General features: G+C 73.7%; 13 protein-coding genes and 1 riboswitch. Of the genes, 9 read left to right on the top strand and 4 right to left on the bottom strand.

Going from position 1 to position 14,517, the window contains the following annotated elements:
- Positions 1-5: 5 nt before the first annotated feature.
- Positions 6-82: riboswitch (cobalamin riboswitch) on the bottom strand.
- A 162-nt stretch (positions 83-244) separates the two neighbouring features.
- The 3 genes from cobG to ACF1CT_RS32850 are packed head-to-tail and all read left to right on the top strand — an operon-like array spanning position 245 to position 3,695.
- Complete coding sequence (cobG, locus tag ACF1CT_RS32860) at positions 245-1,543, top strand: precorrin-3B synthase (protein WP_391787660.1); 1,299 nt, start codon at positions 245-247, stop codon at positions 1,541-1,543.
- On the top strand, positions 1,540-2,211 hold the full coding sequence (locus tag ACF1CT_RS32855; RefSeq protein ID WP_391787659.1) for a precorrin-8X methylmutase: 672 nt from the start codon (positions 1,540-1,542) through the stop codon (positions 2,209-2,211). Before cobG ends, ACF1CT_RS32855 begins: the two co-directional genes overlap by 4 nt.
- The gene (locus tag ACF1CT_RS32850) at positions 2,208-3,695 is read left to right on the top strand and encodes a precorrin-2 C(20)-methyltransferase (protein ID WP_391787658.1); all 1,488 of its coding nucleotides are present in this window, start codon (positions 2,208-2,210) and stop codon (positions 3,693-3,695) included. Before ACF1CT_RS32855 ends, ACF1CT_RS32850 begins: the two co-directional genes overlap by 4 nt.
- Positions 3,696-3,720: 25 nt before the next feature.
- Here the strand turns inward: ACF1CT_RS32850 and ACF1CT_RS32845 are convergent, their stop codons facing one another.
- Positions 3,721-4,473 (bottom strand): cobalt-precorrin-6A reductase, encoded by a 753-nt coding sequence (locus ACF1CT_RS32845; protein WP_391787657.1) that lies wholly within the window; start codon positions 4,471-4,473, stop codon positions 3,721-3,723.
- 18 nt (positions 4,474-4,491) lie between these two features.
- On the opposite strand from ACF1CT_RS32845, the gene ACF1CT_RS32840 reads away from it, so the two are divergent.
- On the top strand, positions 4,492-5,628 hold the full coding sequence (locus ACF1CT_RS32840; RefSeq protein ID WP_391787656.1) for a cobalt-precorrin-5B (C(1))-methyltransferase: 1,137 nt from the start codon (positions 4,492-4,494) through the stop codon (positions 5,626-5,628).
- Between the two features lie 117 nt (positions 5,629-5,745).
- Here ACF1CT_RS32840 and cobM read toward each other — a convergent pair whose 3' ends face one another.
- Positions 5,746-6,495, bottom strand: a complete 750-nt coding sequence (gene cobM / locus ACF1CT_RS32835) for a precorrin-4 C(11)-methyltransferase (RefSeq protein WP_391787655.1) — start codon at positions 6,493-6,495, stop codon at positions 5,746-5,748.
- Positions 6,492-7,754, bottom strand: a complete 1,263-nt coding sequence (gene cbiE / locus ACF1CT_RS32830) for a precorrin-6y C5,15-methyltransferase (decarboxylating) subunit CbiE (protein ID WP_391787654.1) — start codon at positions 7,752-7,754, stop codon at positions 6,492-6,494. Before cbiE ends, cobM begins: the two co-directional genes overlap by 4 nt.
- A 167-nt stretch (positions 7,755-7,921) precedes the next feature.
- Here cbiE and tsaD point away from each other — a divergent pair, with 167 nt between their 5' ends.
- The 4 genes from tsaD (at position 7,922) to ACF1CT_RS32810 (ending at position 13,112) form a co-directional block, all read left to right on the top strand.
- Complete coding sequence (gene tsaD, locus ACF1CT_RS32825) at positions 7,922-8,971, top strand: tRNA (adenosine(37)-N6)-threonylcarbamoyltransferase complex transferase subunit TsaD (RefSeq protein ID WP_391787653.1); 1,050 nt, start codon at positions 7,922-7,924, stop codon at positions 8,969-8,971.
- Between the two features lie 343 nt (positions 8,972-9,314).
- Positions 9,315-9,998, top strand: coding sequence for a tyrosine-protein phosphatase (locus tag ACF1CT_RS32820; RefSeq protein ID WP_391787652.1), 684 nt, complete (start codon positions 9,315-9,317; stop codon positions 9,996-9,998).
- Between the two features lie 50 nt (positions 9,999-10,048).
- Complete coding sequence (locus ACF1CT_RS32815) at positions 10,049-11,137, top strand: polyprenyl synthetase family protein (RefSeq protein WP_391787651.1); 1,089 nt, start codon at positions 10,049-10,051, stop codon at positions 11,135-11,137.
- A 571-nt stretch (positions 11,138-11,708) separates the two neighbouring features.
- Positions 11,709-13,112: a hypothetical protein gene (locus ACF1CT_RS32810; RefSeq protein WP_391787650.1), complete on the top strand. Its 1,404-nt coding sequence runs from the start codon at positions 11,709-11,711 to the stop codon at positions 13,110-13,112.
- A gap of 128 nt (positions 13,113-13,240) precedes the next feature.
- Here ACF1CT_RS32810 and ACF1CT_RS32805 read toward each other — a convergent pair whose 3' ends face one another.
- Entirely contained in the window at positions 13,241-13,996 is a 756-nt protein-coding gene (locus ACF1CT_RS32805; RefSeq protein WP_391787649.1) for a nucleotidyltransferase domain-containing protein, read from the bottom strand.
- Between the two features lie 145 nt (positions 13,997-14,141).
- Here ACF1CT_RS32805 and ACF1CT_RS32800 point away from each other — a divergent pair, with 145 nt between their 5' ends.
- Complete coding sequence (locus ACF1CT_RS32800) at positions 14,142-14,360, top strand: MbtH family protein (protein ID WP_391787648.1); 219 nt, start codon at positions 14,142-14,144, stop codon at positions 14,358-14,360.
- Positions 14,361-14,517: the final 157 nt, after the last annotated feature.

Genomic DNA, 14,517 nt, shown 5'->3' with positions numbered 1-14,517 from the left:
GGCGGGAGTTCCTGACTCGCCCGTCCCCTCGGGGGCGGGCTCACAGTGGCGGGACCGCGCCGGATTCGCACCGGGCTTCCTCCCCTGTCGCCGTCGTGGCGATGGCGGATCGAGTGATCCACCGATGAGCATAGTAACGAGCTGGGGAGCAGGAGGGGGCGTCGCGAGCCCGCCCCCTCCTGCTCCCCAGCTCGTAAGGGCCCATCGGAAGAAGGCGGAGCGTGCCGCCGGTGTGATGATGGGTATGCTCGCCGCCATGTCCACGGCTGCGCTTCCACCATCGTCCCAGGCCACAGCGGTCTCACGGGACCGTGGCGATGCCTGCCCGGGCTCGCTGCGCCTCCACCGGGCGGACGACGGCGCTCTGGCCCGGGTCCGCCTCCCCGGCGGTGTACTCACCACGGCCCAGGCCGAGGCGCTCGCCGACGCGGCACAGCGGCTGGGCGACGGCGGGCTGTACCTGACCTCGCGCGGCAACGTCCAGGTGCGCGGACTGGCGGACGGGTGCGGAGCCGAGCTCGCCGAACTGCTGACCGCCGCCGGGCTGCTGCCCTCGCACGGGCACGAACGGGTCCGCAACATCGTCGCGTCGCCGCTGTCCGGCCTCGACGGGCACGGACTGCGCGACGTACGGCCCTGGCTGACCGGCCTCGACGCCCTGCTGTGCGCGAGCGAGACGGCACGGGAACTGTCCGGCCGCTTCCTGTTCGCGCTCGACGACGGACGCGGGGACGTGACCGGTCTCGACGCCGACGTCACCCTGCGCGCGACCGCGGACGGCGGCGCCCTGCTCGCACTGGGACCGGGCGACGCGGCGGTGCGCGTCACCGCCGGGCACGCGGCCCGGGCGGCGCTGGTGGCCGCGGAGACATTCCTGGACGCGGTCCGGGAGAGCGGGACCCGCTCCTGGCGGGTCGCCGAACTGGGCCTGCCCGAGCCCGGGCTGACGCACCGGCTGCGCTCCCGGCTGACGGCCGCCGGTATCGCCCACGACGGGCGTGCCCGGGACGGCGGCACCGCGGACGGTCCACCGCCGGGCATCGTGGGCACCGCGCTGTCCGTGCACGTCCCGCTCGGCCGCCTCTCACCGCCCCAGTGGCGGGAGCTGGTCCGGATCGCCCCGGCGGAGCTGCGACTGACCCCGTGGCGAGGCATCGTCGTGCCCGTGCCGGGAGCGAGCACCGACCGGCTGACCGACGGCCTCGCACGCCTCACCGCCACCGGACTCGTCGGCGACCCCGCGTCGCCCTGGCCGCGCGTCGGCGCCTGCATCGGCCGGCCCGGATGCGCCAAGTCCCACGCCGACGTCCGGCTGGACGCGGCACGCGGCCTGGAGGCGGCGGGCCGCAGCGGCCTCCCCCTGTACTGGTCCGGCTGCGAGCGCCGCTGCGGACACCCCCGCGGCGACCGGATCGACGTCGTCGCCGGTCCGGACGGCCGCTACCACCTGTCCACCACCGACGCGGCGGGACGAGAACCCCGCTCCGCGGTGATGGACGACCCCTCCCGACTCGCCGCCGCCCTGGCGGCGATCACCTCATGACCCGTACGACGACCGAGAGCAGCGAGAAGACCACGGTGACCACTTACGACTACGAGAAGGACGGCGCGGCGATCTACCGCGAATCCTTCGCCACCATCCGTGCGGAGGCGGACCTCGCGGCCCTGCCGGCCGACATCAGCCAGGTAGCGGTCCGCATGATCCACGCCTGCGGAATGGTCGACCTCGTACGGGATCTGGTCTGCACGCCCTCCGTGGTGTCCGCCGCCCGGGAGGCCCTGCGCGCCGGGGCGCCCATTTTCTGCGATGTGCGGATGGTCGCCAGCGGCGTCACCCGCAAGCGGCTGCCCGCCGACAACGACGTATTGTGCACCCTGTCCGACCCCGCGGTCCCGGAACTGGCGGCGAAGCTCGGCACGACGCGCAGTGCCGCCGCCCTGGAGCTGTGGCGGGACCGGCTGGAGGGCTCGGTCGTGGCGGTGGGCAACGCGCCCACGGCCCTCTTCCGGCTGCTGGAGATGATCGAGGAGGGCGCGCCCCGTCCGGCCGCCGTCATCGGTGTACCGGTCGGTTTCGTGGGCGCCGCCGAATCCAAGGACGCCCTGACCACACACCCGTCCGGCCTGGAGCACCTGATCGTGCGCGGCCGCCGGGGCGGCAGCGCCATCGCCGCCGCCGCGCTCAACGCGATCGCGAGCGAGGAAGAATGAGCGGCAAGCTGTACGGGGTCGGCCTCGGTCCCGGCGATCCCTCGCTGATGACGGTGCGCGCCGTCGAGGTCATCGCCGAGGCGGATGTGATCGCCTACCACAGTGCCCGGCACGGCCGTTCCATCGCCAGGTCGATCGCGGCCCGGCACCTGCGCGCCGACCACATCGAGGAACCGCTGGTCTACCCCGTCACGACGGAGAGCACCGACCACCCGGGCGGATACCAGGGCGCCATGGAGGAGTTCTACGCCCGGTCGGCCGCCAGGCTCGCCGCGCACCTGGACGCGGGCCGCACCGTGGCGGTCCTCGCCGAGGGCGACCCGCTGTTCTACGGCTCCTACATGCACATGCACAAGCGGCTCGCCGACCGGTACGACACCGAGGTCGTCCCCGGCGTCACCTCCGTGTCCGCCGCGGCCGCCCGCCTGGGCGCCCCGCTCGTGGAGGGCGAGGAGGTGCTGACCATCCTGCCCGGCACCCTGCCCGAGGAGGAACTGACCGCACGGCTCGCCGCCACGGACACGGCGGTCGTGATGAAGCTGGGGCGCACGTTCCCCAAGGTACGGCGCGCGCTGGAGGCCTCCGGACGGCTGAGCGAGACGCGGTACGTGGAACGGGCCACCATGGACGGCGAGCGGACCGCCGAACTCGCCGAGGTGGACGCCGAGTCGGTGCCCTACTTCGCCGTGGCCGTACTGCCCAGCCAGGTGGACGCCGGGCGTCCGGCGAGAGAGCCGGGGGAGGTGGTCGTCGTCGGCACCGGCCCCGCCGGTCCGCTGTGGCTGACGCCCGAGACGCGCGGGGCACTGGCAGCCGCGGACGACCTGGTCGGCTACACCACCTACCTCGACCGCGTGCCGGTGCGCCCCGGACAGGTCCGGCACGGCACGGACAACCGGGTCGAGGCCGAACGCGCCGAGTTCGCGCTCGACCTGGCCCGGCGCGGACGCCGGGTGGCGGTCGTCTCCGGCGGTGACCCTGGCGTGTTCGCGATGGCCACCGCCGTTCTGGAGGCCGCCTCGCAGCCCGCCTACCTGGACGTCCCGGTGCGCGTGCTGCCGGGCGTGACGGCGGCGAACGCCGCGGCCGCCCGCGCGGGTGCCCCGCTGGGCCACGACTACGCGACCATCTCCCTGTCCGACCGGCTCAAGCCGTGGGAGGTCATCGCCGGGCGGCTGCGGGCGGCGGCCTCGGCGGACCTGGTGCTGGCCCTGTACAACCCCGGTTCGCGCAGCCGCACCTGGCAGGTCGGCAAGGCACGCGAGCTGCTGCTGGAGCACCGGGCGCCGGACACCCCCGTCGTGGTCGCACGGGATGTGGGCGGCGCCACCGAGGAGGTGCGGATCGTCCGCCTCGGGGAGCTCGACCCGGCCCAGGTCGACATGCGCACGGTGCTGCTGGTCGGCTCCTCGCAGACCCGGGTCGTGCGGCGGGGGAACGGCGAGGAGATCGCCTGGACGCCCCGCCGCTACCCCGAGGACTGAGCGGTACGGGCGGGGCGCCCCCCGCTCAGCCGGCGCGCGGGCCGGTCCCCTCCAGGATCCAGCGGGCGGCGGCGGCCGGATCGGACACGACCGGGACCCCGTCGGGTACCGGCGGGCGACGGACGACGACCACGGGGAGTCCGGCCTCCCGCGCCGCGGTGAGCTTCGGCGCGGTGGCCGCCCCTCCGCTGTCCTTCGTCACGACGACGTCGACCCGGTGGCGGCGCAGCAGCTCGCGCTCGCCGTCCAGGGTGAAGGGACCCCGGTCGAGCACCACCTCCATGCGGGGCGGGTGCGGGGCCCCGGGCGCGTCCACGGAGCGGACCAGGAACCACGGTTCCGTCAGGTCCGCGAACGCCGCGAGCCCCATCCGCCCCGTGGTGAGGAACACCCGCCGTCCCAGTCCGGGGAGCAGTTCGGCGGCCTCCGCCAGCGAATCCGCCGCATGCCACCGGTCGCCCTCGACCGGGACCCAGCCGGGGCGGCGCAGCGCGAGCAGGGGAACATGGGCGAGGACGGCGGCCCGCGCCGCGTGGAAACTCATGGTCCGCGCGAAGGGGTGGGTGGCGTCGACGAGCGCGTCCACGGAGTGTTCGCGCAGCCACGAGGCAAGTCCCTCCGCCCCGCCGAACCCGCCGATCCGGACCTCGCCCGGCGGCAACCGGGGACGGGCTACCCGCCCGGCGAGCGAGCTCGTCACGGTCGGGCCGGGCGTTTCGTGGAGCAGTTCGGCGAGGGCGCGGGCCTCCGTGGTCCCGCCGAGTATCAGTACGTGCATGGAGGTACGGGTCCGTTCATGAGCGGTGGAACACAGGGCGGCGGCGAGCCGAAGGGCGGCCGCTCGGCCCAACTGAAGCACACCGGCCTGCGGCCGGGATGGACCACGGGCGCCTGCGCGACCGCCGCCGCCACGGCCGCGTACACGGCCCTGCTGGACGGGGACTTCCCCGACCCGGTCACCGTGACGCTGCCCAGGGGCCAGACGCCGTCGTTCGCGCTGGCGGCCGAGGAACTGGCCGGCGAGTACGCGATGGCCGGGGTGGTGAAGGACGCGGGCGACGACCCGGACGTCACGCACGGCGCGCTGGTCCGGGCCACGGTGCGGCGGCTGCCCGCCGGTTCGGGCGTCGTCTTCCGGGCGGGTCCCGGTGTCGGCACCGTCACCCGTCCCGGTCTGCCGCTGCCCGTCGGGGAACCAGCCGTCAATCCGGTTCCCCGGACGATGATGCGCGAGCACGTGGCCCTGGTCGCCGAACGGTACGGTGACACGGGCGACGTCGAGATCACCGTCTCCGTCGACCACGGCGAGGAGATCGCCCGCTCCACCTGGAACCCGCGCCTGGGCATTCTCGGTGGTCTCTCGATCCTGGGCACGACGGGGGTCGTCGTCCCGTACTCCTGCTCGGCCTGGATCGACTCGATCCGGCGGGGCGTGGACGTGGCAAGGGCGGCGGGCCGTCGACACGTCGCCGGGTGCACCGGGTCGACGTCCGAGAAGACGGTCGTCGCGGAGTACGGCCTGCCGGAGGACGCCCTGCTCGACATGGGCGACTTCGCGGGCGCCGTCCTGAAGTACGTCCGACGCCACCCGGTGGACCGGCTCACGGTGTGCGGCGGGTTCGCCAAGCTGTCCAAGCTCGCCGCAGGCCACCTCGACCTGCACTCCGCCCGTTCCCAGGTCGACAAGGGCTTCCTCGCCGAACTGGCCCGCCGCGGCGGCGCGGACGAGCCCCTGGCCGCCGAGGTGGCCGCGGCCAACACCGGCCTCGCCGCGCTCCAGCTGTGCACGGCCGCCGGGGTGCCGCTCGGCGACCTGGTCGCCGCGGCGGCCCGCGACGAGGCGCTGGCAGTCCTGCGCGGTGCGCCGGTCGAGGTCGACGTCATCTGCGTCGACCGGGCCGGCACGGTCGTGGGACGCAGCGCGATCGCTTAGCGCCGCCCGGCGCGGCACGGCGGGCCTTCCGGCCGGGCGGTGACGCGCCGCGGCCGACACCGCGCGCGGTTGTGCCGGACCGACGACAGCGCCACGGCCCGGAGCCGCCCCGGGGCGTCAGCACTCGTGGCGTTCGCGCTCCGCGGAGTACAGGTGGCTGTCGCGGAACTGCTCGGCCCCCAACGTCCGCCCGACCATGATCACCGCGGTGCGCAGCACCCCGGCGTCCTTCACCTTCCCGGCGATCTCGTCCAGCGTGCCCCGGATGATCAGCTCCTCGGGGCGGGACGCGTACGCGACGACGGCCGCCGGGCAGTCGGCGCCGTAGTGCGGGAGGAGCTCGCCGACCACCCGGTCGACGTACCGGGCGGCCAGGTGTAGCACGATCAGCGCACCACTGCGTCCCAGGGTGGCCAGGTCCTCGCCGTCGGGCATGGCGGTGGCGCGGTGGGCGATACGGGTGAGGATGACCGTCTGGCCGACGGTCGGCACGGTGAGTTCCCGCTTCAGGGAGGCGGCGGCGGCGGCGAACGCGGGCACACCGGGCACCACCTCGTACGGCACGCCCGCCCGGTCCAGCCGCCGCATCTGCTCGGCGACCGCGCTGAACACCGACGGGTCGCCGGAGTGCAGCCGGGCCACGTCGAGTCCCTCCTCGTGCGCGCGGACCAGTTCGGCGGTGATCTCGTCCAGGTCGAGCCGCGCGGTGTCGACAAGGCGCGCCCCCGGCGGGCACTCGGCCAGCAGCTCGCGCGGGACCAGGCTGCCCGCGTACAGGCAGACCCGGCAGGCGGCGAGCGTACGAGCACCGCGCACCGTGATCAGGTCGGCGGCGCCGGGGCCGGCGCCGATGAAGTACACGGTCATCTGACTGCTCCTGGAAGGGGATCGACGGTCTTCTCCACGCTCCACTGGGTCACCGGCATCGCCTGCCGCCACCCGGTGAAGCCGCCCACGGGTACGGCGTGCGCCACGGCGAGCCGCACCAGTTCACCACCGAGGCGCCGACGGGCGTCCGCGAGCAGGGCCTCGGACTCCAGCGTCACGGTGTTGGCGACCAGCCGCCCTCCGGAGGGCAGCGCCTCCCAGCAGGCGTTCAGGAGACCGGGCGCGGTGAGTCCGCCGCCGACGAACACGGCGTCGGGGGCCGGGAGTCCGGTCAGGGCGGCGGGCGCGGCGTCGGTGACGACCCGCAGTCCCGGCACACCGAGTCGTTCCGCGTTGCGGGTGATGCGCTCCGCGCGCACCGGATCGCGTTCGACGGTGATCGCCCGGCACGAGGGATGGGTGCGCATCCACTCGACGGCGATCGAGCCCGATCCGCCGCCGATGTCCCAGAGCAGTTCGCCGGGGGCGGGGGCGAGCGCGCCGAGCGTGGCGGCGCGCACATGCCGTTTCGTGAGCTGGCCGTCGTGTTCGTAGGCGTCGTCGGGGAGGCCGGGCACGGCGCCGAGCCGCAGCGCGTGGTCGGCGCGGCGGCATTCGACGGCGACGATGTTGAGGGGGTCGCAGGCCGGGTGCGGCCACGTGTCGGCGGTGGCCTCGGTGGTCGTGTGTTCCTTCTCACCGCCGAGTTGTGCGAGCACCCGCAGCCGACTCGGGCCGAAGCCGCGTTCCCGCAGCAGCGCGGCGACCTCACCGGGTGTTCCGGCGTCCGGGCCGAGCACGAGGAGCCGACGGCCGTCGTGCAGCGCCGCGGCGAGACGGGCGGCGGGCCGGCCGACGAGTGTCACGACCTCGACCTCCTCCACCGGCCAGCCGAGCCGGGCGCAGGCGTGGGAGACCGAGGACGGATGCGGCAGCACCCGGACGGCTCCCGCGCCGACCACCTCCGTGATCGCGCGTCCGATCCCGTAGAACATCGGGTCGCCGCTGGCCAGGACGCAGACCCGGCGCTCGGCGTGCGCGGCGAGCAGGCCGGGGACGGCGGGACGCAGGGGGGAGGGCCAGGCGATCCGTTCGCCGCCGCACCGGGCCGGCAGCAGGTCCAGCTGGCGCCGCCCGCCGATCAGGACGTCGGCGTCGGCGAGGGCCTCGCGGGAGGCGCGGGGCAGACCCTCCCAGCCGTCGGCTCCGATCCCGACGACGGTGACGGCGGAGGACGGGCCTGGTCGTGCGGGGGTCACGCTCGCCACCTCGGGATTCGGGAGTGCTGGTCGGAAGGGGTTTTCGGGGGTGCAACAGTCGCGCACTCTACTGGGCGGAGGCACCCGGGCCCTCATGCGGGTGCGTACCACGAAGCAGCTTGTTGCACACTGTTCGCAATAACAATCACTGTGCGGAAAGGGTGGTCATGGGCTCTCCGATCGTGCTGGGCATCGAGTCCTCCTGCGACGAGACCGGCGCGGGTCTCGTCCGGGACGGGCGGCTGCTGGGTCATGCGCTGGCGTCGAGCATGGACGAGCACGCGCGGTACGGAGGCGTCGTGCCCGAGATCGCGGCCCGCGCGCACCTGCACGCCGTCGGGCCCGTGGTCCGGCGCGCGCTGGACGAGGCCGGGCTCGGGCTCGCTGACGTCGGCGCGGTCGCCGTCACCACCGGGCCGGGCCTCTCGGGCGCACTCCAGGTGGGCCTGGCGGGGGCGAAGACCCTGGCGTACGCGCTCGGTGTGCCGCTGTACGGGGTGCACCACCTCGCCGGGCACGTCGCCGCGGACACCCTGGAACACGGGCCGCTGCCCGACCCGTGCGTGGTGCTGATCGTCTCCGGCGGCCACACCTCGCTGCTGCTCGTCCGCGACCTCGCGCGCGATCCGATCCACCACCTCGGCGACACCCTCGACGACGCCGCCGGCGAGTGCTTCGACAAGGTCGCGCGGGTCTTCGGCCTGCCGTACCCGGGCGGGCCCGCCATCGACCGAGCGGCGCGCACCGGAGACCCGCGCGCCGTGTCCTTCCCCCGCCCGCTGCCGGGATCGTACGACTTCTCCTTCTCCGGGCTGAAGACGGCGGCGGCCCGCTGGGCCGAGGGGCGCGCGGGCACGGAACTGCCGGTCGCCGACGGCGCCGCCGCGCTTCAGGAGGCGGTCGCCGACGTGCTGACCCGCAAGGCGGTCGCGGCCTGCGCCGAGCACGGCGTCGGCACCCTGGTCGTGGTCGGCGGGGTCGCCGCGAACTCGCGGGTGCGGGCGCTGGCGGAGGAGCGCTGCCGGGCCGCGGGCATCGAACTGCGTGTGCCGCCCCGCGCGCTGTGCACGGACAACGGCGCGATGATCGCGGCCGTCGGTGACCTCCTCGTCCGGGCGGGCGCCGCGCCGGCCCCGCTGGACGTGTCGATCGACCCGTCGGCACCCCTGGAGTACGCCGCTCTGCGTCCGACGGCCCGCGCGGAGGCGGGCCGCTGAGCGCGCACCTCGTCCGGGGACGCCTGGCCGTGGGCCCGCCGGGGTCACCCGACGAGGGCTTCCCAGGTCCTCGGGCCCACCCGGCCGTCCGCCACCGGCCACCGGCCGCCGGTCCGGCGGGAACTTCTCGACAGCGCCGACCGGCACCGAAGCGGGGGCGTCGTCGACGGCCGGCGGGGTGCCGCGCCCAGCGACCGGATACCGGACGGCCCTGACGGCCGCCCCCGCGGCGGATCACCGCACCGGCGGCCGCCCTTGAGCGTCGTTGCCGAGGGGGTGCGGGGGACGGTCCGCCACGGGCACGGGCACGGCGAGGGCGGGGCGAATCTCATATCATCCTTCGATGATCACAGACGCTGACCGGCACGAACCTGCCGTCCACGCCATCCCGGGTGTCCGGAACTTTCGTGACGCCGGCGGCGTCGGAGCCCTTCGCCGCGGGGTGCTCTACCGTTCCGGTGCCCTGGACGCCATGACGCCGGAAGGCGCGCGGCACCTGGAGGATCTCGGTCTGCGCAGCGTGATCGACCTGCGCAGCGTGCCGGAGACCGCGGCCAGGCCCGATCTGCGCCATGACCTCGGGTACGAGCACAGCCACTTCCCGGTCTTCGCCGAGCAGCGCTGGCCCGAGGACCAGCGGGAGCTCTACCCCGCCATGGCCGAACGCGCCGGGCGATCGACGGTCGCGGTCGTCCGACGGCTCGTCGCACCGCGGGCGTTGCCCGCCCTCGTCCACTGCGCCTCGGGCAAGGACCGCACCGGGGTGACCGTCGCCGTCCTTCAGACTCTGCTGGGCGCCTCCGAGGCGGAGATCACGGCGGACTTCCTCCGCTCGAACACCGCGCTGGGGCTCACCGACGCGCAGACCGGGCGAGAGCGCGGACACGGCCGACGCCCCGTCACCGCGACCCATCTGCAACACGCCATGATCTGGATCCGCAGCCACTACGGCTCCGTGTCCGGCTACCTCCTGGCGCACGGCGCCGAGGAGGCCGAACTGCGGGCGTTGCGCACCGTCGCGAGCTGACGGCCGCCCGGCGGAACGGCCGCGGGCCCACGAACCAGGAGGACCACGTCATGACTGACACCACCGGCCTCGGTGAGCGGGCGCTGAAGCGTGCCGCGCTGCACCAGCACCGTTTCCACGCACACTTCGAGGAGTACTTCGACACGTTGGGCACCAGGCTCGACGTGCCGTCGTTCAGCCGATTCACCCCGGAGTGCCTGCGGCTGCTGCGGGATCTGTCCCTGCGCGGCGGCAAACGCATGAGGGTCGTCCTGCTCCACGAGGCGGCCCGCCTGGTGACGACCGAGCCCGTCGACGGACTGGACGCCGCAGCACTGAGCATCGAACTGCTGCAGACCCACGGCCTGGTACATGACGATCTCATCGACGACAGTCCCACCCGCCGGGGCGGTCCTTCCACCTACTACGCCTACCGCGACAGGTTCCCCCGCCATCCGCAGGCGGCCCTCGGCCTCACCGTGCTCGCCGGCGACCTCGCGCTCGCGCTGTCCCTCCAGGTGCTCCTGGACGCCGAACTGCCCGTCGCGACGCGTCAGGCCATGGTCGAGGTGCAGACACGGGCGGCAGCCGACACGTTCATGGGGCAGATCGCCGACCTGGAACGGGACTTCACCGACGATCCCGACGACGACGTCCTGCACGGTGTGGCCGACTACAAGTCCGCCCGCTACTCCCTCCTCGCGCCCCTGCAACTCGGACTCCTCGCCGCGGGCGAGCAGCCCGCGCGTTACGAACGGGAACTGCGCCGGTACGCGCGGCTGGTCGGGATCTGCGGGCAGATGCGTGACGACTACCTGGACCTGTTCGGGGACGCCGCCACGATGGGCAAGCCGACCGGCACCGACCTGCGCGACGGGAGGCGCAGCTACACCGTCGGCGCCCTGCTCTCCGTCGTGAGCGGAAGCGAGCGTGCCCTGGTGGAGGACGCTCTCGGCGACGCGGCCGGTACGCCGGAGACCATCGCCGCCGTCCGGGAGATCGGCGAACGCCGAGGTGTGCCGGCCAGGATGGAGGCAGACATGCGACGCCATGCGGAGCGGGCCTCGGCGGAGGCGGCCGGCTGGCGCTCCCGATGGCGGGAGGACGCGGTCGCCTTCTTCGAGCAACTGCCGCGATGGAGCATCGCGCGCACCCTGTGACCGGCTCACCCGCCCCCTCCTCGCACGGCGGAGGGGACGGCCCGGCGCCGGCGGAGGCACCAGGTGACCGGGCAGGGCCCGCGTCCGTCGTGGCGCGCGCCGCGACCCGCCGGAGCGGCGCGTTTCGCGCCGGTGCCGGCCGTGCGGCAGGCCCGGGGCGCTCGGTCCCGCACCAGGTGGATTCCGTCGCCGGCCGCCGACCACGGGACGGTGGAACCGGGGGCGTCAACTCGATGCGGTACGGCCCACCCCTCCGGTGGGCGCAGATGAGGTGCCGGAGCAGCCTTTTCGGCCGTTCGCGAGGGTGACGGCAGAGCAGAGGCGTGCCAGGTGGGCCGTGTGTGACGCGCAGACGGTGGCGGACGCGGGGGCATGTCACGGATCCCGGTGAACCCCCCGGGCAAACCGGTGCGGCCGGATTGGCGAAGAGCCGCGATGCGTGGCTTTCCGTATGTCTTCGGTTGAGTTGTCCTTCAACGGTCCCCCTTCCGTCGGCCCCCTTCCGCCGGGGTTCGCGGCCACGGTCCGGTCGATGGGGAGATTCCAGCAGCGCCGAACTCAGGGGAAGACAGTGACCACACCTCCTCCCGCCCCGCTCAGGGTCGCCCTCGTCAACGGAAGCTTCGAGGAACCCGTCGTCGTCAACGTCGAGATTCTGCCGGATGCCTCGCGCACGCAGTCGGCCAAGCGGGTACCGGGCTGGCTCACCACCGCGACCGATCACATGATCGAACTGTGGCGTTCCGGTTTCAACGGAGTCCCGGCCGCGCAGGGCTCCCAGTTCGCCGAACTGAACGCGAACCAGGTCGCCACGCTCTACCAGGACCTGCCGACCACGCCCGGCACCAAGCTGTACTGGCGGCTCCACCACCGGGGGAGAGCCGGCCAGGACACCATGGCACTGGACATCGGCGCCCCGGGCTCGGTGGTGGAGAAGCGACGCTTCACCGACGGCACCACGGCCTGGGGCCACTACACGGGTACCTACATCGTTCCGGCAGGCCAGACGCTGACCCGGTTCGCCTTCCGTTCCGTCTCCGCCGCGGGCGGAAACCAGTCGGTCGGCAACTTCCTGGACGGGGTCTTCTTCGGCACGGCTCCCCACGTGGTGCTCACCAAGACCGCCGTTCCCGCGGGGCCGTTGGACGTGGGGGACGTCGTCACCTATCGGATCACGGCCCGGAACGAAGGGGGAGGCGCGGCGGACTCCCTCGCCCTTGCCGATGTCGTTCCGGCGGGTACGACGTATCTGCCCGGGTCCCTGCGCATCGTCGACGGCCCCAACGCCGGACCGAAGACCGACCGGAACGGCGACGACCAGGCATACTTCGACGCCGGGGGAAACAAGGCGGTCTTCCACCTCGGCAACGGCGCCTCCGGCACCCAGGCGGGCAGCCTGCCCAGTACCGAGACCCTGCCGGGCGGCACCACCGTGGAATACCGGGTCACCATCGACCGGGCCAGCGGTGGCCGGCAGATCACCAACACCGCCACGGCCACTTACGAGAACCGCCTCGGACCGACCCCCGAACCTCTGACCGCCACGTCCGACGCGACGGTCACCCAGGTCAATCCGGCCGCCGACCTGACCGTGGCGAAAGCCGCCGACGCGACCACGGTCACCGTCGGGCAGACCACGACGTACCGGATCACCGTCCGGAACGCCGGCCCCAACCGGGCGACCGGTGTCACGCTCGCCGACCGGCTCCCGGACGGTCTCGTCTTCCTGTCCGCCACGCCCTCCCGCGGAAGCCACGACCCGGCGACCGGACAGTGGAAGGTGGGCGACCTGGCCGAGGGTGCCACCGCCACCCTCGTACTGCGCGCCAAGGCCACCGCGTCCGGCCGGATCACCAACACCGCCACCGTCACCGGCAACGAGAAGGACCCCGATCCCACCAACAACGCCGACACCGTCACCATCTGCGTCGAGCCTGCCCCGGCCTGCTGCGCCCCCTGCTCCACCAGGCGCTGACACGCCGCGGGACCGTCGCACCGACGGGCCGAGGCCGGGGCCCCGTGCTCCGTCCGAGGATCCGGCCGGCGGCAACGCGACCGGTGCGGTCGGCTACCGGCGTACGGGCCGTTCCGGACGGCGCCGGGTCAGGGGCGGTACGCGGCCACGGTCCGTTCGATCGCGGGCACGAGGAAGGCGCGTGTCAACTCCGCTCGTCGGGCGATCCATCCCTCCGGAACCGGACCGGGACCGCCGTACCGACGCCGTCGGACGTCCTCCACGAGCTCTGCGGGCGCCCCGAGCCCGTGGAGCACGTCGAGGGCCTCGCCCTTGGTGATCAGTCTGCCGTCCTGCAACGTCGCTGTCGCTCTGGCCAGGGTCAGCAGGCCGAGATCGACCCAGATGTCGCGCGTCCACAACTCCGGGCGGTCCAGGGACGGCCGCCAGAAAGCCCGCATGTCGGTGATGACGAAGTCGGCGAGCTGCCGGTCGGTGACCGGCGGCAGGAGAGCCGCCGGCGGCTCTCCGTGGAGGACGAGCCCGAAGTCGTGCAGTTCACGCCTGGTCACGGGGGTGACCGGGCGGCGCATGATCTCCCCGTGCGCCCAGGTGAGGTGCGAACGCGCCGGGTCGTCCCACTCCGTGGCCACCGTGTAGCCGCAATGCAGTCCCGACGCGAGGGGGACCGCACCGTCCAGATCCTCGTGCATGTCCACGAGCCACTGTTCCTCCGCCTCCGTGCACGGCCGTTCCAGGACGGCGATCAGGTCGAGATCGCTGTGGCCGGGCCGATAGTCGCCCCCGGCGAGTGACCCGTGTGCCCATACCGAGACCAGCGGCAGTGCCGGGCGGATGGTGGAGACGAAGCGGTCGAGAAGCAGTCGGGTGGGCTCATCCGTCATGAGGACAGTCTGTCCCGCACGACGAGGACGCCGAAAGGAGGCGAGCCGGGGTTCGGCGCGATTCCGGTACGGCCTGATGGGGAGGACGTTGCCTTTGATTGTTGAATTAGATTAGCCTTGCCTAACTTTCATTGAGGGAGGGGTCATGACCAACCCGTTCGACAACGAGGACGGCGTATACCTGGTGCTCGTCAACGACGAGGGACAGCACTCGCTCTGGCCCTCTTTCGCGGAGGTGCCCGGTGGGTGGACCGTCGTGCACGGGGAGGACACCCGCGCCGCGTGCCTGGAGTACGTGGAGAGGAACTGGACCGACCTGCGCCCCATGAGCCTGGTGAAGGGCACGGCCGCCGGCCCGTCATGAATTCCTCCGCCCCGGAGCCCGCCGGTCACACGCCTGTGGACGTATGAGGGTTGGCGGCCCCCGCCCCCGGCCGGCCACCCCCAAACCTCCCGGGGGGGGTGGGACGGCCGCCGTGCCGGGGGCGACACCCCCGTGGGGCGCCGCGCCCGGAGCCCCC

This window comes from Streptomyces sp. NPDC014734 (assembly GCF_043083325.1).
In the GTDB taxonomy this organism is placed as follows: Bacteria; Actinomycetota; Actinomycetes; order Streptomycetales; family Streptomycetaceae; genus Streptomyces.
This window is presented reverse-complemented; position numbering and strand designations above follow the sequence as displayed.

Bases quoted from the DNA above. Each gene is read 5' to 3' on its own strand.
- cobG (WP_391787660.1), top strand. From the start codon at position 245: ATGCTCGCCGCCATGTCCACGGCTGCGCTTCCACCATCGTCCCAGGCC.
- ACF1CT_RS32855 (WP_391787659.1), top strand. From the start codon at position 1,540: ATGACCCGTACGACGACCGAGAGCAGCGAGAAGACCACGGTGACCACT.
- ACF1CT_RS32850 (WP_391787658.1), top strand. From the start codon at position 2,208: ATGAGCGGCAAGCTGTACGGGGTCGGCCTCGGTCCCGGCGATCCCTCG.
- ACF1CT_RS32845 (WP_391787657.1), bottom strand. From the start codon at position 4,473: ATGCACGTACTGATACTCGGCGGGACCACGGAGGCCCGCGCCCTCGCC.
- ACF1CT_RS32840 (WP_391787656.1), top strand. From the start codon at position 4,492: ATGAGCGGTGGAACACAGGGCGGCGGCGAGCCGAAGGGCGGCCGCTCG.
- cobM (WP_391787655.1), bottom strand. From the start codon at position 6,495: ATGACCGTGTACTTCATCGGCGCCGGCCCCGGCGCCGCCGACCTGATC.
- tsaD (WP_391787653.1), top strand. From the start codon at position 7,922: ATGGGCTCTCCGATCGTGCTGGGCATCGAGTCCTCCTGCGACGAGACC.
- ACF1CT_RS32820 (WP_391787652.1), top strand. From the start codon at position 9,315: ATGATCACAGACGCTGACCGGCACGAACCTGCCGTCCACGCCATCCCG.
- ACF1CT_RS32815 (WP_391787651.1), top strand. From the start codon at position 10,049: ATGACTGACACCACCGGCCTCGGTGAGCGGGCGCTGAAGCGTGCCGCG.
- ACF1CT_RS32805 (WP_391787649.1), bottom strand. From the start codon at position 13,996: ATGACGGATGAGCCCACCCGACTGCTTCTCGACCGCTTCGTCTCCACC.
- ACF1CT_RS32800 (WP_391787648.1), top strand. From the start codon at position 14,142: ATGACCAACCCGTTCGACAACGAGGACGGCGTATACCTGGTGCTCGTC.